Genomic DNA, 1,986 nt, shown 5'->3' on the forward strand with positions numbered 1-1,986 from the left:
TGATCTGTACGCTCGGCTCTTCGAGGAATTCATGGAACAGGCCCATGGCGTTGGAGCCACCACCGACGCAGGCTACCAGGCTGTCTGGCAGGCGGCCTTCCTTCTCTTGCAACTGGGCGCGGGTTTCCTTGCCGATGATCGACTGGAAGTCGCGGACCATGGCCGGGTACGGGTGCGGGCCGGCCACGGTGCCGATCAGGTAGAAGGTGTCTTCGACGTTGGTGACCCAGTCGCGCAGGGCCTCGTTCATGGCGTCCTTCAGGGTGCCGGTGCCGGCGGTGACCGGGACGATCTCGGCGCCCAGCAGCTTCATGCGGAAAACGTTGGCCTGCTGGCGCTCGATGTCGGTGGCGCCCATGTAGATCACGCAAGGCAGGCCGAAGCGGGCCGCGACGGTGGCGGTGGCCACACCGTGCATGCCGGCGCCGGTTTCGGCAATCAGGCGCTTCTTGCCCATGCGCTTGGCCAGCAGCACCTGGCCGATGCAGTTGTTCACCTTGTGCGCGCCGGTGTGGTTGAGTTCTTCACGCTTGAAGAAAAACTTCGCGCCGCCGCAGTGCTCGGTCAGGCGCTCGGCGAAGTACAGCGGGTTGGGGCGGCCGATGTAGTCGCGCTGGAAGTAGGCCAGCTCTTCGAGGAACTTGGGGTCTGCCTTGGCCGCTTCGTATTCGCGGGCCAGGTCCAGCACCAGTGGCATCAGGGTTTCGGCCACGTAGCGGCCGCCGAACGAGCCGAACAGGCCGTTGGCGTCGGGGCCGGGGCGGTATTGGGACTGGGTCATGGGTCGCTCCAGGGCGTAATGAATGAGTGATGGGCTTTACTCTAACCACGGCACGCCCGGCTGAAAACCGATAAGATTGCGCAAACTTGTCAGAAAAACTCACAGGTAAAATGGCCCACGACCTCCCTCCCCTCAATGCCCTGCGGGCCTTCGAGGCAACCGCACGGCTCAATAGCGTCAGCCAGGCGGCCGAAGCGCTGCACGTCACCCATGGCGCCGTCAGCCGGCAGATCAAGGTACTTGAAGAGCACCTGGGCGTAGCGTTGTTCGTGAAGGATGGGCGTGGCATCAAACTCACAGATGCCGGCGTACGCCTGCGCGATGCCAGTGGCGAAGCCTTCGACCGCCTGCGTAGCGTGTGCGCCGAGCTCAGCCACGATGTCAGCGATGCACCATTCGTGCTGGGCTGTTCGGGCAGCTTGCTGGCGCGCTGGTTTATCCCACGATTGGGGCGGCTGCAGGCTGACTTGCCTGAACTGCGCTTGCACCTGTCGGCCGGTGAAGGCGACCTGGACCCGCGGCGGCCAGGGCTGGATGCGTTGTTGGTGTATGCCGAGCCGCCGTGGCCGGGGGACATGCAAGTGCATGTACTGGCCGAGGAACGCATCGGGCCGGTGCTCAGCCCGCATTTTTCCGGCTTCGAGCGCTTGCAGGGCGCGCCGGCCAAGGCGTTGCTGGGCGAAGCCTTGCTGCACACCACATCGCGCCCGCAGGCTTGGCCGACCTGGGCGCTGGAACAGGGGTTGGAGCCGGCGGCCCTTCACTATGGCCAGGCTTTCGAGCACCTGTATTACCTGCTGGAGGCTGCCGTGGCCGGGTTGGGTGTGGCGATTGCGCCGCAGCCGCTGGTCGCCGATGACCTGCGGGCGGGCCGTTTGAGTGCGCCGTGGGGTTTTTCACCTACCCCTGCGGTATTGGCACTTTGGGTGCCCAGGCGCGCCGCGGACGGGCGCGCCGAGCAGTTGGCGCAGTGGCTAAAGGCAGAACTGGCGCGCCAGAGCGCTTAGTTGCGCTTGCACAGCAGGTAGGCCGCCAGCAGGCCCAGTGCGCCGATGGCAACACCCGCCGTGGTGTACGGGTGTTCCTGGGCGTAATCACGGGTGGCGAGGCCGGTCTGACGGGTCCGCTGCTTCACTTCCTCGTAGGCATCGCTCAGCAGGCTACGGGAGTGCCGAAGGGCGCTTTCGGCGTTGCTGCGGATGGCC

General features: G+C 65.5%; 3 protein-coding genes. 1 reads left to right on the forward strand and 2 read right to left on the reverse strand.

Annotated elements, in window-relative coordinates:
• The coding region (trpB, locus tag JV551A3_RS01690; protein ID WP_133978239.1) for a tryptophan synthase subunit beta at positions 1-781 on the reverse strand (781 nt) is incomplete at its 3' end.
• Between the two features lie 110 nt (positions 782-891).
• Here trpB and JV551A3_RS01695 point away from each other — a divergent pair.
• Positions 892-1,788: a LysR family transcriptional regulator gene (locus JV551A3_RS01695; protein WP_133978240.1), complete on the forward strand. Its 897-nt coding sequence runs from the start codon at positions 892-894 to the stop codon at positions 1,786-1,788.
• Here JV551A3_RS01695 and JV551A3_RS01700 read toward each other — a convergent pair.
• A partial coding sequence (locus tag JV551A3_RS01700) for a glycine zipper domain-containing protein (RefSeq protein WP_133978242.1) occupies positions 1,785-1,986 on the reverse strand: 202 nt, incomplete at its 5' end. The genes JV551A3_RS01695 and JV551A3_RS01700 overlap by 4 nt on opposite strands.

Source organism: Pseudomonas inefficax (genome assembly GCF_900277125.1).
Lineage (GTDB): Bacteria > Pseudomonadota > Gammaproteobacteria > Pseudomonadales > Pseudomonadaceae > Aquipseudomonas > Aquipseudomonas inefficax.

Bases quoted from the DNA above. Each gene is read 5' to 3' on its own strand.
- JV551A3_RS01695 (WP_133978240.1), top strand. From the start codon at position 892: ATGGCCCACGACCTCCCTCCCCTCAATGCCCTGCGGGCCTTCGAGGCA.